We start from the raw sequence: 26092 nt of genomic DNA on the forward strand, positions 1-26092 counted from the left end.
CCTGTTACCCTCTGTACCCATCAACCGACACCCGATTGCCGACGATATGCATCATCAACAGTCAGATGTCGTCAAAGTCACTGTCCGCGATACCCATGCCGGACTTTATGACCTCCTGCTGAAGAGCCACGACCCTCGCGAAGTTGGCCTCGCTGTTGTCACGGGTCAGAGCGGCCTTCGCTTCCCTAAGATCGTCGAGCACCCGCTCGTGATGCAGATGCCGCCACGCAGGCCACCATCCCTTCCGAGCGTCCTCCGTGGAGGCGTCCGGACGGGCGAAGCCGGCATGGACATAGGTCGACTCGCCTAGCAAAGCACCGACCATTGTCTCATGGCCGGCGGATGACAAGTGGCGACAAAGCGCATCGGCGTCAAGTGTCGAGTCGTGGTTGCGGTCGTCGGAAAGGCATTCGATGACCGCCCAGCGCAGTTTTTCCAGCTCCGGGTCACCGAATGGCAACAGCCCCAGCGGCTCCGCCAGTTCGCCGAACAAATCCGGATGGTTGATCAGCGTGGCCAGCAGAATGCGCTCGCGCATCGACGCGAGGCGGGAGGCACGGCCGCGCCCCTCCCCCGCCGGCTTGGAGGTCAGGCGTCCGGGCGTGCCCGGCACATGGCGGCGCGGCGCCTCGCCGAAGCGTCCCCGCCCCTGCCCCGGCACCCACGGCCCGCGGTTGTAGGCCGGCCGGGCCGGGGCGAAGGCCTCGTCGACGCGGCGGCGCATCTCGGTGCGGTAGAAGCTCTGGACGTCGCGGTCGGCGATGGTGGCGACGCGGGCCTCCAGCGCCGCCTTCACCGCGGCCTTGGCCTCCGGCGTGTCGGTCGGCCGGCCCTCGCTCTCCATCCGCCACAGGGCGTCGGACAGCGGGATGGCGGCCTCCAGCACCGCTCCCATCGCCTTCGCCCCCTGGGCGCGGATCAGGCTGTCGGGGTCCTCGCCCTCCGGCAGGAAGGCGACGCGGGCCGACTGGCCGGGGGCAAGGTGCGGCAGGATGCGCTCCACCGCCCGCCAGGCCGCCCGCCGGCCGGCATTGTCGCCGTCGAAGCACAGGAAAGGCACCTTCTCCGCCGCCGGGATCAACTTCCACAGCTCCTGCACCTGGGTCTCGGTCAGCGCGGTGCCCAACGGCGCCACCGCCCCCTCGAAGCCGGCGCGGACCAGCGCGATCACGTCCATATAGCCTTCGGCGACGATCACCGGCTTGCCGTCCGCCGCCGCCTGCCGCGCCCGCGACAGGCCGTAGAGCAGCGTGCCCTTGTGGAAGAGCGGCGTGTCGGCGGTGTTGACGTATTTCGGGCCGTCGCCCTCCAGGATGCGTCCGCCGAAGGCCACCACCTGCCCGCGCCGGTCGGTCACCGGGAACATCACGCGGTTGCGGAAGAAGCTGTAGGGCGACCGGCCGTCGTCCGGCCGCTTCAGCAGCCCGGCATTGACCATGTCCTCGTCGGAGAAGCCCTGCTTGCCGAGATATGTGCGCAGCGCATTCGAATCGCCGGGCGCGTAGCCCAGCCGGAAGCGCGCGATGGTCTCGCCGTCCAGACCGCGCCGCAGGAAGTAATCCAGCCCCGACCGCCCGGCGGAGGTGTGCAACTGCTGTTCGAACCAGCGCGCCGCCTGCTCGACGAGGTCATGCAGGGTCTTGCGCCGCTCGTAGCGCTGGCGGTCCTCCTCCGTCGGGCGGGGCACCGGCAGACCGGCCTCGCCGGCCAGATGCTCGACCGCCTCGGGGAAGCCGAGATTGTCGTGGCGCATGACGAAACCGATGATGTCGCCATGGGCGCCGCAACCGAAGCAATGAAAAAAGCCCTTCTGGTCGTTGACGTAGAAGGACGGCGACTTCTCATTGTGGAAGGGACAGGGGGCTTTGTACTCGCGGCCGGCGCGGATCAGCCGCAACCGCTTGGAGACCACTTCCGACAGGGTCAGCCGGGTGCGCAGTTCTTCCAGAAATTGGGGCGGGAAGGCCATGGTCGAACGGTCACCGGATGCGAAGGACGATAGGCGGAAGCGATGGGGGCCACGCTATAGCAGAGGCATAGTATGGGAACCAGCGCCGCCGGCCCCAAGGGTGCAGACGGCGCAAGGTCAGTCCGGCTGCCGAACCAGTTTGGTCCGGGCATAGACTTGGATCAGCGGCACCCGGTATCCGATACTGGCCAGAACCAGTTCATCGTCCGGCCCGATGATGATCGGCTCGGTCGGCCAGTCACCATTACACCGCCGGTGCAGTTCAGCACCGACGCGGGTGGATTGGACGAACAGGATTTCCTGAACGCTGGGGATTGACGCATAGGCCCAGAGATTGCTGCGGGTTTCGCGCTCGTTGCCGGGCGAGAGGATCTCCACGATGAGCACCGGATCGGGAAGCAGACGAGCGTCCGGATCGTCGGGCGCGCAGGTTACCGCCAGATCGGGAACCCGCAAGTTGACGTTGCTGGACAAGCCGGGCACCACCGGCGCCTCGGTCGCCGCCCGGCAGGGGCTACCGCGGTCGATCAGATGGCCTTCGATCAGCCGGGCGAGCGCCACTTGCAGATAGGCGTGCGTGGCGCTCGCCGGCGCCATGGCGCGCGGTTCGCCGTTCACCAGCTCGTACCGCGTGTCGGTGCCGTCGCCGTTCCAGTCGAGGAACTCCGCGACGGTCATGCCCAGGAAACCGGATTTGCGGACCGCGACCATTCCACCGTCCTCCCGACTGCCCAACCGGTCTGCCGCATGGGGGCGCAAGCCTCGCTTCAGCGCCCCGTCCGCCCGGCCTTACTTGCCGGAGAGCCGCGCCTTCACCAGGCCGCCGGCCTTGGCGAAATCCATCTGGCCGGCGTGGCGGGCCCTCAGCTCGGCCATCACCTTGCCCATGTCCTTGATGCTGGCCGCACCAAGCTCGGTCACGATGGCGTCGATGGCGGCGGCGACCTCCTCCTCGCTCATCTGCCTGGGGAGATAACGCTCGACGACCGCGATCTCCTCGCGCTCCTGCTGGGCCAGTTCGGGACGGCCGCCCTGCTCGTACATCGCCGCCGATTCGGTGCGCTGCTTCACCATGCCCTGCAGCATCGACAGGATGCCAGCCTCGTCGATGCCGTCGGTCACGCCGCGCCCCCGGGCTTCGATGTCGCGGTCCTTCAGGCCGGCGAGGATCATGCGGATGGTGGACACCGCGCGCTGGTCCTTCGCGCGCATCGCATCCTTGAGGCTGTCGTTGAACTGCGTGCGCAGTGTCATGTCCCGTCTTCCTTGGTTCGTCGGGCCGGGATAGGAGGCTCCGGCCGGACAGCCGACTATTCCGAAAATGGCCGCCGATTTCCACGGCAAAAGCCCCAGCCGGCAAATGGGTGCCCCGCGGCCGTCCGACTTTGTCCGCGGATCAGGGCCGCCTTGCAAAGCTATTGCTGGAAATCCTGCGTCCAATCGTCATATAGGATGTCCGGCCCATCCGATCAGCCCACTCGATCCCACATAACCGCTTGATTCCGGCGGAGGTGGGGTGCGAGCGGCTACGTGTGCGCGCCCGGCGGGACGCTAGGCCGTCGCCGTTCCGCCGATCACCCGATCCGTCGCCGGCCGCGGTTTTTGGGAAGGTTCACAGGAATGACTCTCGCCACTCCCCCCTCCGACAATGCGGTTCACACCGGCGTCCTGGTCCTGGCCGACGGCACCGTGTTCCGCGGCCGAGGCATCGGCGCCACGGGGGATTCGGTGGGCGAGGTGTGCTTCAACACCTCCATGACCGGCTATCAGGAAATCCTGACCGATCCCAGCTATGCCGGCCAGATCATCACCTTCACCTTCCCGCACATCGGCAACACCGGCGCCAACCTCGAGGACATCGAGACGATCACGCCCGCAGCCCGCGGCCTGATCCTGCGCGCCGACATCACCGATCCGTCGAACTGGCGCGCCACCCGCCATCTCGACGACTGGCTGAAGAGCTACGGCCTCGTCGGCCTGACCGGCGTCGACACCCGCCGCCTGACCCGCCGAATCCGCGACCTGGGCGCGCCCAACGGCGTCGTCGCCCATGCGCCGGACGGCAAGTTCGACATCGAGGCGCTGGTCGCCAAGGCCAAGGGCTGGCCGGGTCTGGAGGGCATGGATCTGGCCAAGGACGTGTCCTGCCGCCAGACCTACGACTGGACCGAGGCCGGTTGGACCATCGGCGGCGGCTATGCCACGCTGGACAAGCCGCAGTACCATGTCGTCGCCATCGATTACGGCGCCAAGCGCAACATCCTGCGCTGCCTCGCAGCCGCCGGCTGCAAGGTGACGGTGGTGCCGTCGACCGCCACGGTCGAGGACGTGATGCGCCACCAGCCGGACGGCGTCTTCCTGTCCAACGGCCCCGGCGACCCCGCCGCCACCGGCGAATATGCCGTGCCGACGATCAAGGGCCTGCTCGACACTGGCGTGCCGATGTTCGGCATCTGCCTCGGCCACCAGATGCTGTCGCTGGCGCTGGGCGCCAAGACCACCAAGATGCAGCAGGGCCACCGCGGCGCCAACCATCCGGTGAAGGATCTGGCGAGCGGCCGGGTGGAGATCACCAGCCAGAACCATGGCTTCGTCGTGATGCCGGAGACGCTGCCGGCCGACGCCGAGGTCACCCATGTCAGCCTGTTCGACGGCACCAACGAAGGCATCCGCCTGAAGGGCAAGCCGGTCTTCTCGGTGCAGTACCACCCGGAAGCCTCGCCCGGCCCGCAGGACAGCCACTATCTGTTCGACCGCTTCGTCCAGCTGATCGCCGAGAAGAAGGCGGCCTGACGCCAGATCGCCGACAGGTCATGAAAAGGGGGAGCCGTTCGCGCGGCTCCCCTTTTTCTATTTGGCGTTGCGGTCCTTGTCAGGGGCCAGCGTTGCGGCGGTCACGGTGCGCGGCTGCACCCGCTGGATGCCACCGTAGCAGCTGGTGCCGCCACGGCCGCCGGGCGATCCGGCGGCTTGGCCGTACTGAGTGCAATCGGCAGTATGGCTGGCGGCAGTCTGGCTGGCGGCGGTTTGGTTGGCGGCTGCCTTTTCGCCGTCATGGTTCCGGTCGCGAGGCTGTGATTTGGGATCGTTCACAGTGGCCTCCTGGAGGTTGCGGACCATATCGTTTATGGCCTCTCCTTGATTGCCAACATGGTCAGCGATCAGCGGTTCCAACAGATATGCGTCTTCCCGATCATCCGTTTTCCCACAAGCCCCAGCCGGCCGCCGAGCCAGACGGCCCCACCTGCCCGCTCTGCGGCCGGCCCATGGTGCCGGGGGCCAGCCTGAACGAACACCACCTGATCCCCCGCACCTATGGCGGGCGCGAGACGGTGACGATGCACCGCATCTGTCATGCGAAGATCCATGCGGTGCTGACCGAGCAGCAGCTGCGAGACCAGTATCACGAGATCGGCGCCCTGCGCGGCCATCCCGACCTTGCCGGCTTCATCCGCTGGGTCCGCCGCAAGCCGCCGGAATTCAACGACGGCCATGCCACCGATCGCCAAGCCAGAGACCGGCGGCGGCGCAAGCGCTGACCGCCGGTGTCAGCCCTGGCGGACGGTCCGCCGCGTGGCGGGTTTCGGCAGGTAATTGCGGGCCTCGCCGTTGCAGACCCGGCTGACCCGCTCATACTCCTCCACCGTATCGACCTGGGCCTGCCGGCGGTCGCGCTCGCGGCCGAAGTCCTGCATGATCCGCCGCATCGCCGACTCGAGCGGCCGGCGGACCGCCGCCATCGCCTGCGACTGGCTGCGCGAGCGCACCGGCACCATCTCCGCGATCACCTGATCCAGACGGCTGCGAATCTGCGGCATCATCTCCTGCAGCAGGGCCTCGTCCACCGCGACATGGCGCATCTCGTGGGCAAGCACCTCGCCATACAGGCAGGAGCCGGCGGGGATTTCCCTGGCGACATGGACGATGCGCTGCTGGAAGCCGAAACTGATGGCAAGCTTGCTGGCAGAGGCGCAATAGGTGCCGTCGCCCATCGTCTTGAACAGGGCCGACACCTGGGACTGCTCGCCGTAGCGCGCCTGGGTCAGCCCCAGCACATGGCTGTCGGCTTTGCTGACCGGCCCCGGCGTGCGTCCCGGCAGGCGGGTGAGCTGCACGATGGACAGCGCATCGTCGCGCTGGATCGGCGCCAGCACGGTGTCGAGGTCCAGCGTGGTCGGCGGAAACCCGGTGCAGCCGTTCGACTGCGCCACGGCCGGCGACATGGACAGCAGGATTGCCGGAAGGGCAAGGAACAGGAGGCGAACGGTCATCCCAGCACTGTTACCGGGAAACCGTTCCCCCACAAGAGATATGGAAGGGCCGCCACCGCTGGTCTGCGGCGGCGGCCTTTTCACTCAATGCTGGCCACTCAATGCTTGGAGGGGAACAGGAAGCGCGCCTTCAGGGTGCCTTCGATGGCGCGCAGGTCGTTGACGACCTCCAGCTCGTCGACGTCGCCGTTGACGTCGACCACCACATAGCCCAGCTCCGGATCGGTCTGGAGATACTGTGCGGCGATGTTCAGGTCGCGGCCGGAGAACACCTCGTTCACCTTGCGCAGCATGCCCGGACGGTTCTCGTGGACGTGCAGGAAGCGGGTGCAGCCCGCCTGCACCGGCAGCGCCACCTGCGGGAAGTTGACCGCGCCGACGGTGGAACCGTTGTCCGAATACTCAAGCAGCTTCTGCGCCACCTCGGTGCCGATGTTGGCCTGGGCCTCCATCGTCGAGCCGCCGATATGCGGGGTCAGGATGGCGGTCTTGATGCCGCGCAGCGCGCTCTGGAACTCTTCCTTGTCCGAGCCGGGCTCGACCGGGAAGACGTCGATGGCGGCGCCCAGGATGTGGCCGGAGTTCATCGCGGCGGCCAGCGCCTCGATCTCCACCACCTGCCCGCGGGCGGCGTTGATCAGGTGGCTGCCCTTCTTCATGGCGGCCAGCTCACGCTCGCCGATCATGTCGCGGGTCTGCGGGGTGTCGGGCACATGCAGGGTCACCACGTCGGACACCGACAGCAGTTCCTCCAGCGAGTCGCAGGCCCGCGCATTGCCGAGCGCCAGCTTGCGCACGGTGTCGTAGAAGCGGACCTGCATGCCCATCGCTTCGGCCAGGATCGACACCTGGGTGCCGATGTGGCCGTAGCCGACGATGCCCAGCGTCTTGCCGCGGATCTCGTAACTGTCCTTGGCCGACTTCATCCAGCCGCCGCCATGGACCAGCTGCGACTTCTCGAAGATGCCGCGCATCAGCATGATGATCTCGCCGATCACCAGCTCCGCCACCGACCGGGTGTTGGAATAGGGGGCGTTGAAAACCGGCACGCCGTGGCGGCGCGCCGCCTTCAGGTCGACCTGGTTGGTGCCGATGCAGAAGCAGCCGACGGTGATCAGCTTGCTCGCCGCCTCGAACACCTTGGCGGTCAGGTGCGTGCGCGAGCGGATGCCCAGGATGTGGACCGAGCCGATGCGTTCCAGCAGCTCGGACTCGTCCAGCGCGCGCGGCAGCCGCTCGACGGAGGCATAACCGCCGCGGGCCAGCTCGTCGATGGCGTTGTCGTGGACACCTTCCAGCAGAAGGATGTTGATCTTGTCCTTGGAGAGCGAGAGCTTGGTCACGGCCGGCTTCCGTATCTGGGCATCGGGTCTGTTCCGCAAGACCCGCCCACCGGGATACGGCGCGTAGGGCCTTTCGGAAAAGCGAGCGCGCAAAATAATACCAAAGGCAGCCCTTGTCACCTGACGGATGTTGCGCCGCGGCGTCCGTTTCCGCATGCCGGATTGGCGCTCAGCGCGGGTTGGGTGTATCTGTCTGACCGCTCTCCAAACTTGGAATCCCTGTCATGAGCGCCGTGACGATCTATCACAACCCGCGTTGCAGCAAATCGCGCGAGACGCTGGAGCTTCTGCGCTCCCGCGGCGTCGAGCCGGCGGTGATCGAGTATCTGAAGACCCCGCCGACCGCGGCGGAGCTGTCGGCGATCCTCGCCAAGCTGGGCAAAGGTCCGCGCGACATCACCCGCGCCAAGGAAGCGGCGGAGGCCGGCATCGCGAAGGACCTCGACGGCGAGGCGCTGATCGCCGCCCTGTCCGCCAATCCGGCGGCCATCGAACGCCCCATCGTGGTCAAGGGCGACCGCGCCCGCGTCGGCCGCCCGCCGGAGTCGGTGCTGGACCTGCTCTGACCGTCTCCGATCCGCCCTGCCCCTCGCCTCTGCTCCCTCACCCCCGTCCCTTCACCGGAGCCCGCCGCCCGTGACCAGCAAGCACACCGCAGCATCCGCCGCCGCTGAGCTGTCGACCATCCGCGATTTCCTGCGCTACGGCGTCAGCCGCTTCAACGAGGCCGAGCTGGATTACGGCCACGGCACCACCACGGCCTTCGACGAGGCGGTGTTCCTGGTGCTGGAGTCGCTGCACCTGCCGGTCGACCAGCTCGACCCCTATCTGGATTCCCGGCTGACCGCGGCCGAACGCGAGGCGGTGGCCGGCATCCTCCATGCCCGCATCGACACCCGCAAGCCGGCGCCCTACCTGCTGAACAAGGCCTATATCCAGGGCATCCCCTTCTATGTGGACGAGCGGGTGATCGTCCCGCGCTCCTACATCGGCGAACTGCTGTTCTCCGACCTGTTCGGCGGCGACGACTTCACGCTGGTGGAGGACCCGACCTCGGTCGAGCGGGTGCTGGATCTGTGCACCGGCTCCGGCTGCCTCGCCATCCTGGCCGCCCGCATCTTCCCGGAAGCGCAGGTCGATGCGGTGGACCTGTCGCCCGATGCGCTGGAGGTGGCCAAGCGCAACATCGCCGACAGCGGCTTCGGGGACCGCATCGCCCTGCATCAGGGCGACCTGTTCGCCCCGCTGAAGACGCGGAAATACGACGTCATCATCACCAACCCGCCCTATGTCGACGCCGAGTCGATGGAAGCCCTGCCGCCGGAATTCCGCGCCGAGCCGGAACTGGCGCTGGCCGGCGGCGACGACGGGCTGGACATCGTCCGCCGTATCCTGAAGGAAGCCCCCAAGCACCTGACGCCGGAAGGCGGGCTGCTGTGCGAGTTCGGCACCGGCCGCGAGATCCTGGAGGCGGACTATCCCCACCTGGACTTCCTGTGGCTGCAGACCGCCAACAGCTTCGGCGAGGTGTTCTGGCTGACGCGGGACCAGCTGAAGGCCGGGAAGTGAGCCGAAGGTAGAGTGCGGTTGCCCCCACGTCTGCCCCCATCCGGGGAGGACAGACGTGGGGACCCGACTTCATCAGGAACCCTTCTCCCGCCCGCCGGTTGTCCTCTGACGATGTTGCACCGCAGCAGCCCCGAGAGGACGCCGCCGATGACCGACCGCCGCTCCACCCTGCTCAAGACCCTGGGCCTCACCGCGCTGACCCTGGGCGGATTGGCCGTCGCCAACACGCTTGCCGCGCGCGCGGCCGAGCGGCGCTATCCGCCGGAAGGCCGCTTCCTCACCGTCGATGGCGTCCGGCTGCATTACATGGAGGCCGGCAACGGCCCGCCGGTCGTTCTGCTGCACGGCAATGTCTCCGCCCTCGGCGATTCGCTGGCGAGCGGGCTGTTCCAGCGTCTGGCCCGGACCCACCGCGTGATCGCCTTCGACCGGCCCGGCATGGGCCACAGCGACCGCCCGCGGGATCGTGCCTGGACGCCCGAGGATCAGGCCGACCTGCTGGCCCGGGCCTTCGACGCGCTGGAGATCGGGAACGCCGTGGTGGTCGGCCATTCCTACGCCACGCTGGTGGCCCTGGCCCTGGCGCTGGACCATCCGCGGACGGTGAAGGGGCTGGTGCTGATGGCAGGCTATTATTTCCCGACCAAGCGGGCCGATGCGGCTCTGGTGGCGCCGCTGGCGATGCCTGTGCTGGGCGACCTGCTGCGGCACACCCTGTCGCCGCCGGTTTCGATGGCGATGATGCCGGGGCTGCTGAAGACGCTGTTCTCGCCCCGTCCGGTCCCGGACCATCTGACCGAGAGCTTCCCCGCCGCCCTGACCATCCGGCCAGGCCAGATGCGCGCCAACGCCCAGGACGGCGTGACCATGGCGCCGGCTGCCGACCGCCTGCAGCACCGCTATGCCGACGTGACCGTCCCGGTGGCGATCTTCGCCGGCCATCAAGACCGCGTGGTCGAGCAGGAGGAGCAGAGCGGCCGGCTGCATCATGTGCTGCCCGACAGCACGATGCACTGGGTGCCGGACTCCGGCCACATGGTCCATTATGTCGACCCCGAGCTGGTCGTGCGCCGGATCGGTGACCTGTCAGCCGGAAAGACGGCTCCGCGGATCGTCGCTCACAGATAGCGCCGCATCAGGATGCTGCCGCCATGGTGCGGCAGCCGGGGGTGCCAGGGGATGGCGGCGTTGCCGATCTCCTCGAACCCCTCGCCGGCATAGAGACGGCGGGCCGGCTCGTTGTCGGCCCAGACATGCAGGGTGACGCGGTCGAAGCCGCCGGTCCGTGCCCGCTCGTAGAACCAGCCGAGCAGCCGGCCGGCGATGCCGTGGCGCCGGTGCGCGGGATCGACCGCCAGGGCGGACAGGAAATAGCTGCCCCAGTCCAGCGTTTCGGGGAATTCGCCCATATGGGCGACGCGGTCGGGCGGCAGGCCGCTGTGATCCTCGGTCCGGATCCAGTCGGTGGGATAGCCATGGGCGATGCCGATCACCTGCCCATCCAGCTCGGCGACACCGCTCTGGCGATACGACAGCGATCCGCTGCGTCCGGCCAGACCGGGCACCAGCATCTCCGCCGCGGTCATCCCCGGCACCAGCCCGTCGAGCAGGAATTCGTAGACGCCGCCGCCGGCGATGTCGATCAGCCGTGCCAGATCCGGTGCGTCGTCGGCATCGGCGGAGCGAAGGCGGAAGCGGTCGTCAGTCGGTGCGGAACTCACGGGCGGAACCCTTGGATCGGGAAAGCGGCTGGATAGAAAAGGCTCTCCCGCCGACGATTTCCAGTCCCAATCTTATCTGTCCTGATCGGCCGCCCGGTTCAGATCGTCGCGCAGCCGCAGCAGCGCATCGCGGAGCGACATCAGCTCCGCGGCGGAACAGCCGGCGGCGGCGGCGATGCGGGTCGGCAGGCATTCGGCCTGCGTCCGCAGGGCCGCCCCTTCGGCGGTCAGGCCGATGCGGACCAGCCGCTCGTCCTGCGGATCGCGGCTGCGGGTCAGCAGCCCCTGCCCTTCCATGCGCTTCAGCAGCGGGGTCAGCGTGCCGCTGTCCAGCCCAAGCCGCTCGCCGAGCAGCTTCATCGACTGGCCGTCCTCCTCCCACAGCAGCAGCATGATCAGATACTGCGGGTAGGTCAGGCCAAGCTGCTCCAGCAGCGGGCGATAGACACGGCTCATCGCCAGATTGGCGGAATAGAGCGCGAAGCACGCCTGATTGGAAAGCAGAAGCGGATCGTCCCTGTCGGCTGCCATGATGTCTGAACCTTGAAAAGACGGCGCGCCGCCGGGATGCTGCGCGTCGGTCGACCGTGCGGACTGCACAATCGCGCGCAACAGCCCGGCGGCGCAATGCCGAAGACTTTTCGCTTCAGGCGACGGTCTCAGGCCCGGCCCTCAGGCAACGGCCCTTAGGCAACGGTCGTGGTGACCGGGATGTTGCCCTTGGTCGCGTGGCTGTAGGGGCAGACCTTGTGGGCGCGGGCCAGCAGATCCTCGGCGGCGGCCTTGTCCATGCCCGGCAGCGAAACCACGAAATCGACCGTCAGGCCGAACCCCTCGCCATCGTCGCGGGCACCGATGCCGACCGTGGCGTTCACCGTCAGATCGGCCGGGACGGCGATCTTGTCACGGTTGCCGACGAACTTGATGGCGCCGATGAAGCAGGCGGAATAGCCGGCGGCGAACAGCTGCTCGGGGTTGGTGGCGCCACCCTGGCCGCCCAGCTCCTTCGGCGCGGCCAGTGCGACCGACAGCAGGCCATCCTCGCTGACGGCCTTGCCGTCGCGGCCACCGGTGGCGGTCACCTTGGTCGAATACAGGGTCTTCATGACGTGTGCTCCTTCATTGATCGCCAAGTGGCGGAGTTTGGTTTCCTGGGCGGCGGCTCGAACCGGCCCCCGTGATCTTGTGAGAAGAACAATGACGCACAATTGAATTGCGCGCAACGTATTTGATCGTGCGCTATTCAATTGTGCGCAATGCATTTGGCGCATGCGCAGCCCGTCGAGCGGCAGCACGATTGCGCCTGCTTCCTGCTAACTGCGTGAAAACTCAACCGGCCTCAATCGAACAGATCGGGGGCTTGACCCGTTGGTGCCGGCCGGTCCGCCAGGGTGCCGCGGTGCAGGATCACCGGATGACGGCGGCCGGGGAGACCGACATACGGACAACCGGCCGGTGCCAGCAGCGCCAGACTGGTGTCGTTGGGGGCGATCCAGGCGATCCTGCTGTTTCCGAGCCAACGGCCGAGATCGAAATCCCAGGCATCGCCACACACCTTCCATTGCTCGCCGCGGGCGGGATCGTTCCACATATGCTGGGTTCTGAGCCAATACTGGTGTCCCTGCTCAGCCGGTGCAGGCGGATTGGCGAAATAGGCCATGAAATAGGCCCGATACCGGCTTTCCACGATGTCATGGACCGACAGCACGCACGCCATGCCTGGAATCGCCATCAGCCGCGGCACGATGAAAGGAACCGCAGGACCGGCGTGGATCTGATTGTAGATGCCGGTTTCCGCCAGTGTCGGTGTATGGCCCCGCAGGTCGAGGGCGCCGAGGTAGGTAAGGAAGTGGGGGCAGGCGGAGACGAAAACATCCTCGCCCATATCTCCCCAGAACGGCCCGTCAAGCCCGAAGAAGTCCGCCTTCAGCGCCAGTTCTTTCCGGCAATACGGGCAACGCGACACACCAACGGCGGGCAGGCCTTCCGAATACTGCTCGTGCATCTCCTCGATGTCGTCGCTCATGCGCTCCAGCACATCATAGTCCCAGACCTGGTCCGGATCATAGAGGGCCTGCTCGGTCTGGGTCAGGCGGCGAACGAGGTCGTTGCGCTCCTGGCGGGTCAGCGGCATACACGGTTCTCCTTTATTCGGGTAGTGCGTACCGGCCACCGGATGGGTCACCCCAGCCCCAGCCCGGATGGGGACTTAGATTGTAGCCCTTGGCGTTCATGTCGTTGAACAGGTCGAGAAGCTGTTGCTCGCTTTCGATTGAACGCACAGAACCATCGGGCATGTACGAGGCCATCGGAAAATCGCTATGCGACAGCCGACCGATTTTCTCGTCAGGGTTCCTGTTTTCGGGGCCATGATGGACGACCCGCTGGGACGGTCTGCCGCGACCGGGCGTTTCGGTGGCACGCTGAAGGGCACGCAACGTCTTCTTTTCCGAGCGCGACAAAGTGCCAAGTACGTCATCATCATTGATGATTTTAGACGGCGGTCGGTCTTCCGGCGGAATCCTGCCGATGGCCAGCAGGTCATAGTCGGCAGTGATCGGCATCCCTGAGACGGGATCGGCCAGCACGGTCAGCGGCTCCCCGTCAGGAACCGGCTTCACCGCATCGGACAGCATCTTCTCACCGGGAGGACCCGCCCGGTAATAGTGCTCTCCAACCTTCATCACTTCACTGGGAGGCGGCGCCAGGTTGGCGTGAACCGTCACCGGCTCGCCATTCGGCGGCGGAATGCGCAAAGGCAGCGCTTTTGCAGCCGGCGGCTTCTCAGCCAGCAGCTTTTTGACCTTAGTGTTGTACTTTTTCACATCACCGGCGTCGGTCAATTTGCTGTATTCCTGCTTCTCCGGGATAAGGCCGGCGTGCGGGCCCCACGAAGCACTTTTCCCTTTGATATGCATGTCCTTCGTCGGACAACCCATCTTGATCCAAGGCTGGGCATGTTCGTTAACGTTGCGGACGATGATCACCTCCTTGCGGGTGTTGGCCACCGTGGCGAAGCCAGCGGCATGATGGGGCAGCATGCTCGATGATTTGATCGCCTTTCTATACCGCCCGTGCCACGCCCCGCTGTTGATCGCGGGCATCTTTCCGCGCTTCACATGGGGGCAGTCGGTCACCAGTGCACCCGGCTGCTTCGATGGCAATGTGGCCGCGGCTTTGCGGACCTGCTCCATTGCCTTGCCCTTGAGCGACTTGGGCGTTCCCTCCGCAGATTTCCTGGCCATTTTCCGACTGACCTTCCCAATTGCCCACTGACGATTGCCGCCTTTTCCAGTCGCTCACCCAGTTTTCCGGAATCGGCGACGCCCTCGACGCCCTTAACCAGCTTCGAGACACCGGCCAGTTGGCCGAGCTGGAGGCGGGGATCAACAACGAGCCGACGTCGAACCCGCCGCCTCCTACGATTGTGCCGTAGGACTCGGCCAGCCGGCCCTCGGGCTCCGCCTGTTCCTTCGCTTCGGCATAGGCAGTGAGGGCCTTGTCCGCCCCGTGCAGGGCGAGATCGTAGGCATTCGCCACCCTGTCGCGCACTTGACGCAGTTTGCCTATGGGATTTGCCGCAGCATCGTCGAGTTGGCGCGAGGTCCAACCGGCGGTTGAGGTGACCGTGGATTTCACGCCTTGGCAGACCCCGACCGACGCTCCTTTGAGGAAGCCACCGAGCCCGTGAAGAGAACCGCTCATCCCCGCTCCCGATCAAATCGTCCGGCCGGTATCCAGCGCAATCCTGGCCCGTAGCAACTCGAGCCGGACTGTGGGCGGGAGATCGGGACGCGGCAGCACATCCCGGCACCAGGACGGCCCGCTCGGGCCATCGAAATCGTCGCCATAAAAGGCGATGCAGGCGGCTATGACCGGCACTGCATCATTGTCTTCCAGCCCCAGTTTCCGTGCCTTTTCCGCCGCAGCGGCAGCAAGGGCGTAGAGCCGTTCCTCCGGACGCACCGCGCTCAGTTCGGAGAAGGTCCAGCACAGCGTGGCGACGGTCCAGCCGGGCGTGTCGTCGGGAGCGAACCACGCCCGGTCATCGGCGTCCTCGTATGCCTCTTCGAGATCGGCCTCGGTAAGACCGTCGATCAACGCGGACAGCCGCTTTGTCTCGTCCGCCTCCGCGATGTCCGCCAGCACATCGGCAACCATCGGATGTTCATCGAAGTCGGCCCCAATCAACGCCATCAGGCGGACGAACGCGGCTATGCCACCCGCCTCGACGAAGCCCCAAGCCCGAGCCCGCTCTACGCCCTGCCGCAGCATTCGGCAGGCCACGGAGCGCGGCAGGCTGAGGAATAGCTCGGGAAATTCCGGCAGCAGGTCTTCGTAGAGGAACTCGACGAACTGTGTCAGGTCTTGCCGAGACATTTCGCCGAATTGTTCGCCGCTAACGGTCAGCATGATCCGACGTCATCTCCAACACTGCCGGAGCAATCAGTGATGACAATTAAGAGTGTCATCATTGGCAGGCATGCGCCGACAGTCTCAAGACCGGTATGATTTCGAAACCCAAGCGGGGGAAGCATAGATCATCCGAGGACCAACTTGGAAGAGAAAGCATGATGGATGATGCAGTCCGGAAAACGAAAGCTAAAGATTCGTTCTTTCCCTGGTCGCTGGAAGACGGAATGACACAGCGCCATCGCGCCGATCCTGGGCAATCATTCTCGGTGAAGCTGTAGCGGGTTCAATCGGCTGTTCAGGCGGCGGAGGCGTGGTCAGCGCCGGTTCTGCCCGGCTTTTCCGACCACGAGGCATTCAGCGCCTTGAAAAGCCTGTTATTCCGCTACCCGGAGGTCCACCTTGCCGCGCCGTTCGTCGGTCCTGCGACCCATGGTGATGTTCTTTGGCGCCCGCACGTCCCGGTTCCGCCAGGTCCAGCATTCGCCCGTCTCATCCTGGAAGCAGACCCAGCACAAATCATGCTCGGCGCCATAGTCGATGAGGAAATGCGCAAGGGCGGGGCCCTTTGGGGTGTCCATGGGAAGCGGCGGATTGAGTTGGAGCATGATGGCCTCGTTGCGACACTGTGGAGCATGAACGCGCCAAAGCGTGCGCTCGGTCCCGTTTCGCTTCCGGACACTCCCATTGCGCCGGTCCCCGTCCGGTTCGGAATGGTCGGTCGACCTCGTCACCGAAGTGCTTTGCGGGCCGGCCCCGTGCGGCTGCCTTCCCGTCCAAGACTTCCAAGCGGTGCCGGCAGAAGACGCGCCGCCCCCCAGGACCCGGACAAAGAAAAAGCCCTGGAACCGTTGGGTTCCAAGGCTTTTTCGTTCCCTCCGGAACTGGTCGGAGCGACAGGATTCGAACCTGCGACCCCCAGACCCCCAGTCTGATGCGCTACCAGGCTGCGCTACGCTCCGTCAACATCACCGCAGTGCTTGCGGCTTGGCTCCGGAAGGGAACGGGACTATAGCCGCGGGCTTTCGCCGATGCAACATCTCCCGTGATGATTTTTCAGCTTTTTTTGCTCCCTATTTCGGACAGACGTGACAGCATCGATTGCAGAGATTTCAGCTCGTCCAGAACCATGGCGATCTCGTGCCGGACCGCGTCCGACAGCGGCGGATGATCCTCGCCCCTCTCCCCGCCGTCATCCCTGTCATCGTCGGTGACATCGCCGCCGAAGCCTTCCGCATCGACCGGCCCGCCGCCATCGTCGGCATCCTCGGGCAGCGGCGGCGTCGGGTCGGACATGCGCCCTTCCTTCAGCAGACGCTGGACGCCCTTGATGGTGTAGCGGTCCTCATACAGCAGAGCCTGGATCCGCCGCAGGAGTTCGACATCCTCCGGCCGATAATAGCGCCGGCCGCCACCGCGCTTCAGCGGGCGGATCTGGGGGAACTTCGTTTCCCAGAACCGCAGCACATGCTGAGGCACGTTGAGATCGGTCGACACCTCGCTGATGGTGCGATAGGCCGTGGCGGACTTCATGGCGCGATCAGGCCGCCGTCCGGCAGAGGCCGCCAGCAGTGATCCGCGGTAAGGCACGGCACGGCGACAGGCAAGGCGGACAGGTCATCGCAATCGACCGGCGTCAGGACAGCGCCCGCGCAGGCGTCGGTGCCCCACCCTCCTGGACCTCGTTGATCCGGTGCTTCAGCACATGGCTGGCACGGAACACCAGAACACGGCGCGGCAGAATCGGCACCTCTTCCCCGGTCTTGGGGTTGCGGCCGACCCGTTCGCCTTTCTGGCGGACCTGGAAACTGCCGAAGGACGAGATCTTGACCATCTCCCCCCGGGACAGGGCATCGGAAATCTCGTCCAGCACCGTTTCGACCAGGTCGGCCGATTCGTTGCGCGAAAGTCCGACTTCCTGGTAGACGGCTTCGCTCAGTTGGGCGCGCGTTACGGTATTTTGCGACATTGTCAGACCTCCCCCCGCAACCGTTGCAAAGACGGTAATCCGGCGGAAGAAGGTCCGTCAATTCAAAAGCTTGGCAGCCTCATACGGCCCGGCCGAAGCCCGGCCGGGCGTGCAGTGCAGCATGACGGAAGCGCGCTATGCGGAGGATGCCGGCGCCTTACCAGCGGACCAGCGCCGACCCCCAGGTCAGGCCGCCGCCGATGGCTTCCATCAGGATCAGGTCGCCGCGCTTGATGCGGCCGTCCGCCACCGCTTCGCCCAGGGCCAGCGGGATCGAGGCCGCGGAGGTGTTGCCGTGGCGGTCCACCGTCAGCACCACCTTTTCCGGCGACAGCTTCATCTTGCGGGCCAGCCCGTCGATGATGCGGCGATTCGCCTGGTGCGGCACCATCCAGTCGATGTCGGTCGACTCCAGGCCGTTGGCGGCCAGGGCCTCCTCGACCACCGCCGACAGCTTCGACACGGCATGGCGGAAGATTTCCTGCCCATGCATGCGGACATGGCCGATGGTGCCGGTCGACGACGCGCCGCCATCGACATAGAGCAGGTCGTACTGGTTGCCGTCGGAATGCAGGTGGGTGGACAGCACGCCGCGGTCGCTCGAATCGCCCTTGGCCTCGTAGGCCTCCATGACGATGGCGCCGGCGCCGTCACCGAACAGCACGCAGGTGGTGCGGTCGTTCCAGTCCAGCAGGCGGGAGAAGGTCTCCGCACCGATCACCAGGGCGCGGCGCGCCTGACCGTTGCGCAGGAAATTGTCGGCAACCGACATGGCATAGACGAAACCGGCGCAGACCGCCTGGATGTCCATGGCGAAACCGCCGGCGCCCAGCGCGGCCTGCACCTTGGTGGCCGTGGCCGGGAAGGTGTTGTCCGGGGTGGTGGTGGCCAGGATGATGCAGTCGATGCTGCCGCCCGGCACGCCCGCATGCTCCAGCGCCCGCGTCGCCGCGGCGATGGCGAGGTCGGAGGTCTTCTCCCCCTCGGCGGCGATGTGGCGGGACCTGATGCCGGTGCGCTGGACGATCCATTCGTCCGTCGTGTCGACCCGCTGTTCCAGATCTTGGTTTGTGACAACGTTGGACGGCAGGAAGATGCCGCAACCCAGAACTCGGGAACGCATGACCATTGTTCAGCCCGCCGCCGCCTTCGTGTCGGGAAGAGGGGGCGCGTCGGCTATACGTCCCATCTCTTCCTTGATGCGTTCGTTGAAGCCGTGCGTCGCCAGATTGATGGCGACCGCAACGGCATTGGCGAAGCCGACAGCGTCGGTGCCGCCATGGCTCTTCACGCAGACGCCGCGCAGGCCGAGGAACATCGCGCCGTTGTAGCGGCGCGGGTCGATCCGCTCGCGGAAGCGCTTGAAGGCGCCGCGGGCCAGCAGATAACCGATCCGTGCCAGGAAGGACGTCGCGAAGGTGCGGCGCAGGAATTCGGAGAACAGCTTCGCCGTCCCCTCCGCCGTCTTCAGCGCGACATTGCCGGTGAAGCCGTCGGTGACGATGACGTCCACCGTGCCCAGCCCGATGTCGGTGCCTTCGACGAAGCCATGGAAGCGGCCGGGAAGCGGCATGTCGCGCAGGCTGGCCGCCGCGGCACGCACCACCTCGTTGCCCTTCATGTCTTCCGAGCCGATGTTCAGCACGCCGATCGACGGCTGCGGCAGGCCCAGGATGGCACGTGCGAAGACGGCCCCCATCACGGCGAACTGGACGAGGTTTTCAGGCTGGCACTCGGCGTTGGCGCCGAGGTCCAGCATCACGCTCTCGCCCCGTTGCGTCGGGAAGAAGGAGGCCATCGCCGGCCGGTCGATGCCCGGCAGCGTCTTCAGCACGAACTTGGCCATCGCCATCAGGGCGCCGGTGTTGCCAGCCGACACCACACAGGCCGCCTCGCCCGCCGCAACGGCGTCGATGGCAAGCCTCATGCTGGACTGGCGACCCGCACGCAGCGCAATCGCAGGCTTGGCGTCCCCGGCCACGAAGTCGGCGGTGTGGCGGATTTCCGCCACCGCCTTCAACGCAGGCCGCTGGTTCAGCAGCGGTTCGAGCCGCTGCTGGTCGCCATACAGCAGAAAACGCACGTCGGGATGGCGTTCCCGCGCGATGTCCGCCCCGGCAATGACCATGTCGGGACCGTGATCGCCACCCATGGCATCCAGGGCGATGGTCAGGCGCTGGCTCACCGCGAACAGGCTCCCCGGCTTGGACCCCGGCAGGGGCGACGGACGCCCCCGATCAACGGGACCTCAGACAACGCGATGCGGATCAAGCGGCCGCGGTGCCGCTCTGAACCACTTCACGCTGGTCGTAATGGCCGCAAGACCCGCAGACGTGGTGCGGACGCTTCAGCTCACCGCAGTTCGGGCACTCATTGTAGGCCGAGGTGGGCAGAGCGTGGTGCGAACGACGCATGTTGCGCCGCGACTTGGAGGTCTTCTTCTTCGGAACAGCCATGACCGTAAACTCTCTTCATTGGAAAGGGCGGCCCGAACAGGGGCCGCCCAGCGCGAGCGGCATTCAATAAGGCAAATGCCCCAAAAGGGCAAGCCCGAACAACCCCCATTTCGCAACCCCGGGCCGCTCATTGGTGGGGGTGGAAGTGCCGGCCCTTATACAAGACGCGGCGGAGAAAGCAACAGCCGGATCAGTCCCGCGGCTTCAACTGCTGCAGGACGGCGAAGGGATTGGGTTTTTCAGACTCCGCGGCGGGCTCTTCCTCCACCGTCTCCCCCTCCTCATGCTCGCGGTAGCCCTCGAAGTCCACGCCTTCGGCATGCGGATAGGGGTCGAGCCCCAGCGACAGGTGCTGCGCCGTCAGCTCGCCGATGTCGATTCGGTTGTTCTCCATCGGCTCGGGAACATCCTCGTCGGACAGGGAGGCGTCGAAATCGATCTCCAGCCCCGGGTCCTCGATCATCGACTCCGGAGCGAACAGCGCCTCGAAGCGTTCGCTGACATGGGCCGGCACCGGCTCCAGCGTCACGACGCAGGTCTGGACCACGTCGGCCTCCAGCTGTCCGGACACCCGGATCATCTGGCCGCCGCGCACGGCGCGCAGCTTCACCGTGGCGGTCAGGCTGCCGATCGCCTCCAGCTCCAGCCGTTCGGCGAGCGCGCGGCGCTCTTTCTCGGTCGCTTCGATGGTTTCGCTCACCTCGGCACGACGCACCGTGTCGGCATTGACGACGCGCGAGAATTCCGGGGCCGGCAGGGTGCCGTTGGCAGGGCTCATGGCAAAGACTTTCCGATCGAAAACCAAAACGGCCGGCGCGGCAAACGCCCGGCGACACCCGAGTCACATGCAGCCCGCGGCGCGGAAAGGCAAGCCCCCAGACGCGGCGGCAGGCGTCGGCGGGACGCAAAGATATCGCAGGGCCACACTTCATATATAGGGAAGCGCTCAGGCCGGCACCGGTGCGAAGCGGATCTCGCCCCGCATCAGCGACTCCAGCGGCTGGGCGTCGAGCGTCGCGGCACAGCTGCGGACATAGGCGGCCATGGTCGCCAGCGCCCCGTCCGGCACCGGATCGACCGTGCCGTAGAGGTTGTTGTCCAGCGCCACCTCCAGCCTGCGGCCGTCGGAGTCGGCCAGCGCCTCGTCATAGGCGCGGATCCGCCCGGCCATCCCGCGCGCCATCGTCTTCACGCGCCGGGCGATGCCGCTGTCGCCGGCCCCCATCTCCAGCAGCGACTTCTCGAAATCGTCGACCATCGTCTCGTAGAGGCGCTGCGACAGTTTGCCCGCCTCCGCCCCCTGCCCCTTCAGCCGGCGCATCACCAGCAGCATGTGCAGCGCCACCATCTCGAACCGCCCGTCCAGGCTGTCGGGCACGGAAAGCGCGCTGTAGAAGCCCGGTTCGCGGGCCTGCCCGACGATGGCGGTGAACAGGCCGCCCACCGCGGCGGCGGTGCGGGCACGGTCTCCGCCCCCGACACGACCCGACAGAGTGCCCAGCAAACGGCCGATAAAGCTTCCTGACACGAACGGCAGCCCTTCCCCGACTCGGAGTCTCGTTGACAGGGCGAAGCAGCCGGTGCGATTGTCCCGCCCGGAGACTGTCCACAGCCGTGAACGGCCTCGCTGCCCCGCCGGCTCCATCATAGCCCGAGCACCATGACCAGATCGAACTTTTCCGCCCCCCGCACCGTCATTCGCACCGCCCTGCTGGGCAGCGTCCTGCTCGCCGGCCTCGCCGCGACCGGCTGCTCGCCCACCGTCGCCACCCGCGGCAACCTGACGGACCCGCAGCTGGTGGCGGAACTGCAACCGGGCCAGAGCCGGCGCGACGACGTCGCCGCGGTGCTGGGCACGCCGACCTCGGTCGGGACCTTCGATCCGAACGTCTGGTACTATATCGGGCAGAAGACCGAGAAGACCGCCTTCTTCGAGCCGGAAGTGACGGAGCGCCGCGTCGTCGTCGCCCACTTCGACGACAACGGCGTCCTGCGCGAGATCAAGACGCTCGACAAGTCGAACGGCCAGGACATCGATCTGGTGGAGCGCACGACCCCCACCGCCGGCCGCGAGATGGGCTTCCTGGAACAGATGATGGGCAACGTCGGCCGCTTCTCCGCCAAGGACACCAAGGGCAAGGGCCCCGGCAGCTGATCGCCGGCCGATAGCCCGGCCCGCCGTGCCCATTCCTCCCGATACGGACACCGACCTGCACCATATGCGCGCCGCCCTGTCGCTCGCGGCGCGCGGGCTGGGACGGACCTGGCCCAATCCCGCGGTCGGCTGCGTGCTGGTCCGCGACGGCGCCGTGATCGGCCGCGGCTGGACCCAGCCCGGCGGCCGCCCCCATGCCGAGACGGAGGCGCTGGCCCGCGCCCGCGCTTTTTCCGGCGGGGCGGACGGCGCCACCGCCTACGTCACGCTGGAACCCTGCAATCACTATGGCAAGACGCCGCCCTGCGCCCTGGCGCTGGTCGAGGCGAAGGTGGCGCGCGTCGTCGTCGCCTGCCAGGATCCCGACCCGCGGGTTGCCGGCGGTGGGCTGACGCGGCTGCGCGATGCCGGCATCGCGGTCACGACGGGCGTCTGCGAGGCCGAAGCGCTGGCCCTGAACGAGGGCTTCTTCAACCGCATCACGCTGGGCCGCCCGCTGGTCACATGCAAGGTCGCCAGCACGCTGGACGGCCGGATCGCCACCGCCACCGGCGAGTCGCAGTGGATCACCGGCCCGACCGCCCGCGCCTGGGGCCACCGGCTGCGCGCCAGCCATGACGCCATCCTGGTCGGCATCGGCACCGCACTGGCCGACGATCCCGAGCTGAGCTGCCGCCTGCCCGGCCTGGAAGACCGCAGCCCGGTGCGCGTGGTGGTGGACAGCGGCCTGCGCCTGCCACCGACGGCGAAGCTCGCCACCGGCGCCCGCCATATCCCGACCTGGGTCGTCACCGGCCCCACCCCCGACCCCGCGCGGGCCGAGGCTCTGGCAGCGCTCGGCGTCGAGCCGATTCCGGTCGCCGCCGGCCCCGACGGACGGGTCGATCCCACCGCAGCGATGACGGCCCTCGCCGCCCGCGGCATCACCCGCGTGCTGGTGGAGGGGGGAGCGTCGATGGCCGGCGCCCTGCTCGGTGCCGGTCTGGTCGACCGGCTGGAGTGGTTCCGGGCCGCCTCGCTGATCGGCGGCGACGGGTTGCCGGCGGTCGCCGGCTTCGGAGTCGAGGCTTTGGCCGCCATGGCGCGCTTCGAATGCACCGCCGTCCGCAGCGCCGGTGCCGATCTGGCCGAAAGCTATCGCCGGATCGGCCCCAAAGCGTCGGTCTAGCCCGCGCAACAGACCGTTGCGCCGCTTGCGGTGTCGCGCCTGCTTCCCCTGGCCGCGAAACCTGCTAAATTCCCCCGCATGTTCACCGGAATCATCACCGATGTCGGGCGCGTCCGGGCCGTGGAGCGGCAGGGCGACACCCGGTTCACCATCGAGACCGCCTTCGACACGGAGACGATCGCGATCGGGGCGTCCATCGCCCATAACGGCGTCTGCCTGACGGTCATCGAAAAGGGACCGGGGGCCTACGTCATCCAGGCGTCTGGGGAAACCCTGTCGAAGACGACGCTCGGCGGCTGGGAGGCCGGCACGCGCGTCAACCTGGAACGAGCGCTCAAGGTCGGCGACGAGCTGGGCGGCCACATCGTGTCCGGCCATGTCGACGGGGTCGGCCGGCTGCTGTCGATCCGCCCCGAAGGCGAATCGCTGCGCCTGACCTTCGAGGCGCCGGCCACCCTCGCCAAATACATCGCGCCCAAGGGCTCGGTCGCCATCGACGGCGTGTCGCTGACCGTCAACGAGGTCGAAGGCAACCGCTTCGGCGTCAACATCATCCCCCACACCCAGACCGCCACCACTTTCGGCGGGCTGACGGAGGGCGATGCGGTCAATCTCGAAATCGATATGCTGGCGCGCTATGTCGCCCGGCTCGCGGGGCAGGAATGACGTCCGAGTTTCACCACTACCTGTCGACGGCCGAAGAGATCATCGAAGAGGCGCGTCAGGGCAGGATGTTCATCCTGGTCGACGACGAGGATCGGGAGAACGAGGGCGATCTGGTGATCCCCGCCTCCTGCGCCACGCCGGACGCGGTGAACTTCATGGCCAAGCACGGGCGCGGCCTGATCTGCCTGACCATGGACCGGCCGAACATCGAACGGCTGCGCCTGCCGCTGATGGCGCAGCAGAACGCCTCGCGCCACCAGACCGCCTTCACCGTCTCCATCGAGGCGCGCGAAGGCGTGACCACCGGCATCTCCGCCGCCGACCGCGCCCGCACCATCGCCGTCGCCATCGACCCGGCGTCCGGCCCGCACGACCTCGCCACCCCCGGCCACATCTTCCCGCTGCTGGCGCGTGACGGCGGCGTGCTGGTCCGCGCCGGCCATACCGAGGCCTCGGTCGACATCGCCCGGCTGTCCGGCCATTCCTCGTCCGCGGTGATCTGCGAGATCATGAACGACGACGGCACCATGGCCCGCCTGCCGGATCTGGTGCAGTTCGCCCAGTTCCACGGGTTGAAGGTCGGCACCATCGCCGACCTGATCGCCTACCGCCGCCGCACCGAGACCATCGTCGAGCAGGTTCTGGCCGGCAATCTCGACAGTCGCTATGGCGGGCGCTTCCAGTCCTACGTCTACATCAACAAGATCCAGTATGCGGAGCACATCGCCCTGGTGCGCGGCGACATCTCCGGCGACGAGCCGGTGCTGGTGCGCATGCATGCCCAGTCGGTGCTGGACGACGTGCTGGGCGACCGCAACTCCGGTCGCGACAACGACCTGCATGCCTCGATGGAGCTGATCGCCAAGGAAGGCCGCGGCGTCGTCGTGCTGCTGCGCGAGCCGAACCCGAACGGCCTGTCCACCGTGCTGAAGGCGCGGCTGGAGGGTCAGGCCGGCAGCGTTCCGGAACTGCGCGACTACGGCATCGGCGCGCAGATCCTGCTGGATCTGGGCGTGCGCAAGATGACCCTGATCTCCAACCGCAAGAAGCCGATCATCGGGCTGGAGGGCTACGGCCTGACCGTGGTCGGCCACCGCGCGATCAATCCGGGTGCCGCGGACCCCGGCGAGGACTGAGGACCAGAACGCCGCCGGATGACCGACACGCCCCACATCATGGTCGTGGACGCCCGCGTCCACGAGGACATCGCCGATGAGCTGGCGCGCGGCGCCGTCGCGGAACTCGACCGCGCCGGCGCCACGCACATCCGCTATGGCGTGCCCGGCTGTCTGGAGCTTCCGGCGGCGATCATGTACGCCATCCGCTCCATGGATTTCTTCACCGCCCGCAAGCGTTTCGACGGCTATGTCGCGCTGGGCTGCGTGATCCGGGGCGAGACGACGCGGTACGACACCATCTGTGCCGAAAGCGCCCGCGGCCTGCAGGATCTGGCCCTGCGCTACAGTCTGGCGGTCGGAAACGGCATCCTGACGGTGGAAAACCGCGAGCAGGCCTGGGCGCGGGCCAATGTCGGATCGGTCAATACCGGCGGGCGCGCGGCGCGGGCCTGTCTTGACATGATTGACCTGAAGCGCAAATTCCGCCTCTATCCGCGCTGACCCCGACATCTCCTCTCTTTTAGCGACTGCAGATCATGAGCAACGACGACGCGGGCAGCCCCGTGACACCCGAACGCGCCTCCGGTCAACCGAAGGGCGGCAAGTCCAAGTCCCGCAAGAACAAGACCGGCGGCGGCTCCGCCAAGGCGCGCCGCAAGGCCGCCCGTCTGGCCGCGGCCCAGGCGCTGTACCAGATCGATCTGGCCCAGGCCCCGGTCGAGAATGTCGTCGGAGAATTCGTCGCCCACCGGCTGGGCGAAGAGATCGACGGCGACAAGTTCGTCTCCGGCGATCCGCAGCTGTTCGCCGACATCGTCCGCGGTGCGATCCACCGCCGCGCCGAGGTCGACGGGGTGCTGGGCGCCGCCCTCGACCCGCGCTTCCCGCTCGACCGGCTGGAGCTGCTGCTGCGCGCCATCCTGCGCGCCGGTGCCTATGAGATCGCGGTCCATACCGACACCCACCCGCGCATCCTCATCAGCGAGTATGTCGACGTCGCCCGCGCCTTCTTCTCCGGCCGCGAGCCGGCGATGGTGAACGGCGTGCTCGACCATGTCGCCCGCGCGCTGCGCGCCGACGACCTCGCCAAGCCCGACCCCGGCCGCAGCGCGGCCGAGGAGTAGAATATACCCTCTCCCGCCCCGGGAGAGGGAGGGACCCGCCGAAGGCGGGAGGGTGAGGGGCGATCCGGACATCGATCCCCTTCGACCCTTGCGAAACCCCTCACCCTTCCCAAGCTCCGCTTGGGCCCCTTCCCTCTCCCGGGGCGGGAG

Annotated in this window: 32 protein-coding genes and 1 tRNA gene; 11 read left to right on the plus strand and 22 right to left on the minus strand. The window is 67.0% G+C overall.

Annotated features, from left to right (window positions below):
- Window positions 1-61 precede the first annotated feature (61 nt).
- The 3 genes from dnaG to CRT60_RS30460 all read right to left on the minus strand — a co-directional run bounded on the left by dnaG (window position 62) and on the right by CRT60_RS30460 (window position 3223).
- Window positions 62-1969, minus strand: a complete 1908-nt coding sequence (dnaG, locus tag CRT60_RS30450) for a DNA primase (RefSeq protein WP_098740181.1) — start codon at window positions 1967-1969, stop codon at window positions 62-64.
- Window positions 1970-2086: 117 nt separating this feature from the next.
- Window positions 2087-2680 (minus strand): Uma2 family endonuclease, encoded by a 594-nt coding sequence (locus CRT60_RS30455; RefSeq protein WP_098740182.1) that lies wholly within the window; start codon window positions 2678-2680, stop codon window positions 2087-2089.
- 78 nt (window positions 2681-2758) lie between these two features.
- Complete coding sequence (locus CRT60_RS30460) at window positions 2759-3223, minus strand: GatB/YqeY domain-containing protein (RefSeq protein WP_098740183.1); 465 nt, start codon at window positions 3221-3223, stop codon at window positions 2759-2761.
- A 366-nt stretch (window positions 3224-3589) separates the two neighbouring features.
- On the opposite strand from CRT60_RS30460, the gene carA reads away from it, so the two are divergent.
- Window positions 3590-4762: a glutamine-hydrolyzing carbamoyl-phosphate synthase small subunit gene (gene carA, locus CRT60_RS30465; protein WP_098740184.1), complete on the plus strand. Its 1173-nt coding sequence runs from the start codon at window positions 3590-3592 to the stop codon at window positions 4760-4762.
- 57 nt (window positions 4763-4819) lie between these two features.
- On the opposite strand, the gene CRT60_RS30470 is transcribed toward carA, so the two are convergent.
- Window positions 4820-5143: a hypothetical protein gene (locus tag CRT60_RS30470; protein ID WP_143273423.1), complete on the minus strand. Its 324-nt coding sequence runs from the start codon at window positions 5141-5143 to the stop codon at window positions 4820-4822.
- Between the two features lie 5 nt (window positions 5144-5148).
- Here CRT60_RS30470 and CRT60_RS30475 point away from each other — a divergent pair, with 5 nt between their 5' ends.
- Window positions 5149-5508, plus strand: a complete 360-nt coding sequence (locus CRT60_RS30475; protein ID WP_244592852.1) for an HNH endonuclease — start codon at window positions 5149-5151, stop codon at window positions 5506-5508.
- 9 nt (window positions 5509-5517) lie between these two features.
- Here CRT60_RS30475 and CRT60_RS30480 read toward each other — a convergent pair whose 3' ends face one another.
- Window positions 5518-6240, minus strand: coding sequence for a hypothetical protein (locus CRT60_RS30480; protein ID WP_098740187.1), 723 nt, complete (start codon window positions 6238-6240; stop codon window positions 5518-5520).
- A gap of 98 nt (window positions 6241-6338) precedes the next feature.
- Window positions 6339-7583, minus strand: a complete 1245-nt coding sequence (gene serA, locus CRT60_RS30485) for a phosphoglycerate dehydrogenase (RefSeq protein WP_098740188.1) — start codon at window positions 7581-7583, stop codon at window positions 6339-6341.
- Window positions 7584-7807: 224 nt separating this feature from the next.
- Between serA and arsC the strand changes: the two genes are divergently transcribed.
- The 3 genes from arsC (at window position 7808) to CRT60_RS30500 (ending at window position 10280) form a co-directional block, all read left to right on the plus strand.
- Entirely contained in the window at window positions 7808-8149 is a 342-nt protein-coding gene (gene arsC, locus CRT60_RS30490; RefSeq protein WP_098740189.1) for an arsenate reductase (glutaredoxin), read from the plus strand.
- A 70-nt stretch (window positions 8150-8219) separates the two neighbouring features.
- Window positions 8220-9152: a 50S ribosomal protein L3 N(5)-glutamine methyltransferase gene (gene prmB / locus CRT60_RS30495; RefSeq protein WP_098740190.1), complete on the plus strand. Its 933-nt coding sequence runs from the start codon at window positions 8220-8222 to the stop codon at window positions 9150-9152.
- 147 nt (window positions 9153-9299) lie between these two features.
- Window positions 9300-10280 carry an alpha/beta fold hydrolase gene (locus tag CRT60_RS30500; protein WP_098740191.1) on the plus strand — a complete coding sequence of 327 codons (981 nt, stop codon included), beginning with the start codon at window positions 9300-9302 and terminating at the stop codon, window positions 10278-10280.
- On the opposite strand, the gene CRT60_RS30505 is transcribed toward CRT60_RS30500, so the two are convergent.
- From CRT60_RS30505 to CRT60_RS30575, 16 genes are all read right to left on the minus strand, one after another.
- Window positions 10271-10873: a GNAT family N-acetyltransferase gene (locus CRT60_RS30505; RefSeq protein ID WP_098740192.1), complete on the minus strand. Its 603-nt coding sequence runs from the start codon at window positions 10871-10873 to the stop codon at window positions 10271-10273. The genes CRT60_RS30500 and CRT60_RS30505 overlap by 10 nt on opposite strands.
- 72 nt (window positions 10874-10945) lie before the next feature.
- Entirely contained in the window at window positions 10946-11404 is a 459-nt protein-coding gene (locus CRT60_RS30510) for a MarR family winged helix-turn-helix transcriptional regulator (RefSeq protein WP_098740193.1), read from the minus strand.
- 155 nt (window positions 11405-11559) lie between these two features.
- Entirely contained in the window at window positions 11560-11979 is a 420-nt protein-coding gene (locus tag CRT60_RS30515; RefSeq protein ID WP_012973667.1) for an organic hydroperoxide resistance protein, read from the minus strand.
- 233 nt (window positions 11980-12212) lie between these two features.
- A complete protein-coding gene (locus tag CRT60_RS30520; RefSeq protein WP_098740194.1) occupies window positions 12213-13007 on the minus strand; it encodes a hypothetical protein in 795 nt (264 codons plus the stop codon).
- Between the two features lie 13 nt (window positions 13008-13020).
- Window positions 13021-13977 (minus strand): anthrax toxin-like adenylyl cyclase domain-containing protein, encoded by a 957-nt coding sequence (locus tag CRT60_RS30525; RefSeq protein ID WP_161958135.1) that lies wholly within the window; start codon window positions 13975-13977, stop codon window positions 13021-13023.
- Window positions 13937-14578 (minus strand): hypothetical protein, encoded by a 642-nt coding sequence (locus CRT60_RS36315; RefSeq protein ID WP_161958136.1) that lies wholly within the window; start codon window positions 14576-14578, stop codon window positions 13937-13939. Before CRT60_RS36315 ends, CRT60_RS30525 begins: the two co-directional genes overlap by 41 nt.
- A gap of 12 nt (window positions 14579-14590) precedes the next feature.
- Window positions 14591-15286 (minus strand): hypothetical protein, encoded by a 696-nt coding sequence (locus CRT60_RS30530; RefSeq protein WP_098740196.1) that lies wholly within the window; start codon window positions 15284-15286, stop codon window positions 14591-14593.
- A 377-nt stretch (window positions 15287-15663) separates the two neighbouring features.
- The gene (locus CRT60_RS30535) at window positions 15664-15894 is read right to left on the minus strand and encodes a hypothetical protein (protein WP_098740197.1); all 231 of its coding nucleotides are present in this window, start codon (window positions 15892-15894) and stop codon (window positions 15664-15666) included.
- A gap of 277 nt (window positions 15895-16171) precedes the next feature.
- Window positions 16172-16248: transfer RNA gene (locus tag CRT60_RS30540), tRNA-Pro, on the minus strand.
- A gap of 94 nt (window positions 16249-16342) precedes the next feature.
- The gene (locus CRT60_RS30545) at window positions 16343-16819 is read right to left on the minus strand and encodes a MerR family transcriptional regulator (protein WP_098740198.1); all 477 of its coding nucleotides are present in this window, start codon (window positions 16817-16819) and stop codon (window positions 16343-16345) included.
- 103 nt (window positions 16820-16922) lie between these two features.
- On the minus strand, window positions 16923-17255 hold the full coding sequence (locus CRT60_RS30550; RefSeq protein ID WP_098740199.1) for an integration host factor subunit alpha: 333 nt from the start codon (window positions 17253-17255) through the stop codon (window positions 16923-16925).
- Window positions 17256-17412: 157 nt separating this feature from the next.
- On the minus strand, window positions 17413-18384 hold the full coding sequence (locus CRT60_RS30555; RefSeq protein ID WP_098740200.1) for a beta-ketoacyl-ACP synthase III: 972 nt from the start codon (window positions 18382-18384) through the stop codon (window positions 17413-17415).
- Window positions 18385-18387: 3 nt separating this feature from the next.
- Window positions 18388-19440 (minus strand): phosphate acyltransferase PlsX, encoded by a 1053-nt coding sequence (gene plsX / locus CRT60_RS30560; protein ID WP_098740201.1) that lies wholly within the window; start codon window positions 19438-19440, stop codon window positions 18388-18390.
- An 82-nt stretch (window positions 19441-19522) separates the two neighbouring features.
- Window positions 19523-19711, minus strand: coding sequence for a 50S ribosomal protein L32 (gene rpmF / locus CRT60_RS30565; protein ID WP_012973646.1), 189 nt, complete (start codon window positions 19709-19711; stop codon window positions 19523-19525).
- Between the two features lie 190 nt (window positions 19712-19901).
- Window positions 19902-20489: a YceD family protein gene (locus tag CRT60_RS30570; RefSeq protein WP_098740202.1), complete on the minus strand. Its 588-nt coding sequence runs from the start codon at window positions 20487-20489 to the stop codon at window positions 19902-19904.
- Window positions 20490-20657: 168 nt separating this feature from the next.
- On the minus strand, window positions 20658-21239 hold the full coding sequence (locus tag CRT60_RS30575; RefSeq protein ID WP_098740203.1) for a ubiquinol-cytochrome C chaperone family protein: 582 nt from the start codon (window positions 21237-21239) through the stop codon (window positions 20658-20660).
- A 132-nt stretch (window positions 21240-21371) separates the two neighbouring features.
- Here CRT60_RS30575 and CRT60_RS30580 point away from each other — a divergent pair, with 132 nt between their 5' ends.
- From CRT60_RS30580 to nusB, 6 genes are all read left to right on the plus strand, one after another.
- The gene (locus CRT60_RS30580) at window positions 21372-21866 is read left to right on the plus strand and encodes an outer membrane protein assembly factor BamE (protein ID WP_098740204.1); all 495 of its coding nucleotides are present in this window, start codon (window positions 21372-21374) and stop codon (window positions 21864-21866) included.
- Window positions 21867-21891: 25 nt separating this feature from the next.
- Window positions 21892-23034 carry a bifunctional diaminohydroxyphosphoribosylaminopyrimidine deaminase/5-amino-6-(5-phosphoribosylamino)uracil reductase RibD gene (gene ribD / locus CRT60_RS30585; RefSeq protein ID WP_342210690.1) on the plus strand — a complete coding sequence of 381 codons (1143 nt, stop codon included), beginning with the start codon at window positions 21892-21894 and terminating at the stop codon, window positions 23032-23034.
- A 78-nt stretch (window positions 23035-23112) separates the two neighbouring features.
- Entirely contained in the window at window positions 23113-23700 is a 588-nt protein-coding gene (locus CRT60_RS30590; RefSeq protein WP_098740206.1) for a riboflavin synthase, read from the plus strand.
- Window positions 23697-24836, plus strand: coding sequence for a 3,4-dihydroxy-2-butanone-4-phosphate synthase (gene ribB / locus CRT60_RS30595; protein WP_098740207.1), 1140 nt, complete (start codon window positions 23697-23699; stop codon window positions 24834-24836). The genes CRT60_RS30590 and ribB overlap by 4 nt, the downstream gene beginning before the upstream one ends.
- Before the next feature lie 18 nt (window positions 24837-24854).
- Entirely contained in the window at window positions 24855-25319 is a 465-nt protein-coding gene (gene ribH / locus CRT60_RS30600) for a 6,7-dimethyl-8-ribityllumazine synthase (RefSeq protein ID WP_098740208.1), read from the plus strand.
- A 35-nt stretch (window positions 25320-25354) separates the two neighbouring features.
- The gene (nusB, locus tag CRT60_RS30605) at window positions 25355-25942 is read left to right on the plus strand and encodes a transcription antitermination factor NusB (protein WP_098740209.1); all 588 of its coding nucleotides are present in this window, start codon (window positions 25355-25357) and stop codon (window positions 25940-25942) included.
- Window positions 25943-26092 lie beyond the last annotated feature (150 nt).

The organism is Azospirillum palustre, assembly GCF_002573965.1.
GTDB classification, from domain to species: Bacteria; Pseudomonadota; Alphaproteobacteria; order Azospirillales; family Azospirillaceae; genus Azospirillum; species Azospirillum palustre.